The sequence below is a fragment of the Lactococcus sp. DD01 genome (assembly GCF_001578715.1).
GTDB lineage: Bacteria > Bacillota > Bacilli > Lactobacillales > Streptococcaceae > Lactococcus > Lactococcus petauri.
On record NZ_KQ968953.1, the window covers coordinates 1 to 764 of the forward strand.

General features: G+C 34.6%; 1 protein-coding gene and 1 pseudogene. Both read left to right on the plus strand.

The window, feature by feature from the left end:
• Positions 1 to 304, plus strand: a 304-nt coding sequence (locus LACDD01_RS11260; RefSeq protein WP_156468536.1) for an SIS domain-containing protein, incomplete at its 5' end; no start/stop codon positions are given.
• 244 nt (positions 305 to 548) lie between these two features.
• Positions 549 to 764: pseudogene (locus tag LACDD01_RS11265) on the plus strand (MFS transporter); the annotation flags it as partial.

Below are 764 nucleotides of genomic sequence, written 5' to 3' on the forward strand. Positions count from 1 at the left end.
AATGTATGCTGAAAAACTGACTTCAGAAGATATGATGCTTATCGTTTCTTCAACAGGTGAGGAGAAAATCATTGTTTCTGCAGCTAAAAAAGCAAAGAAGAAGGGTGCAAAAGTAATAGTTCTGACAAGTAACTACCGAAGCCAATTGGCCCAAATGAGTGACTACTATCTACTTGCTTATCAAAGTAAATTAGAGAAAGAAGAACTCTATGGAGATGCTGGAAGTATTTTACCTTTAGAAGTCATTTGTCGTATTATGGTGGATATGTTTACTATCTATCGCGCAAAAGGTACAATCAGATAAAAGAAGACAAGTTAGTAACTTGTCTTTTTTTGTAAAGTTTTTTAAGATATTTCATGAGGAAGCGAATACATTTTCAGAAATGTTTAAGATATAATAATTATATTCTTTAAAGATAGCGTTTTCATGAAGCGCTTAAATATATCATATCGGAGGACTAACTGTGGAAGCACAACTCTCTACAAGTCAGCAAAATACAACACAAGAAGTACAGGTGGGCAAAGCTGTTCCTGTCATCCTTTTATTGATGATTTTTTCTTTGGTCATTGATAATTCTTTTAAAATAATTTCCCCTAAACTGGTTGAATATTTCCATGTTTCTGCGAGTACAGTAGCTTGGCAAGTGACCTTGGCCGGATTAGTTATAGGGATGGGAGCAGTCGTCTATGCATCCCTTTCTGACAGTATTAGTATTCGTTCATTACTTATTTTTGGTATTCTTTTGATTTCTGCAGGTTCCTTT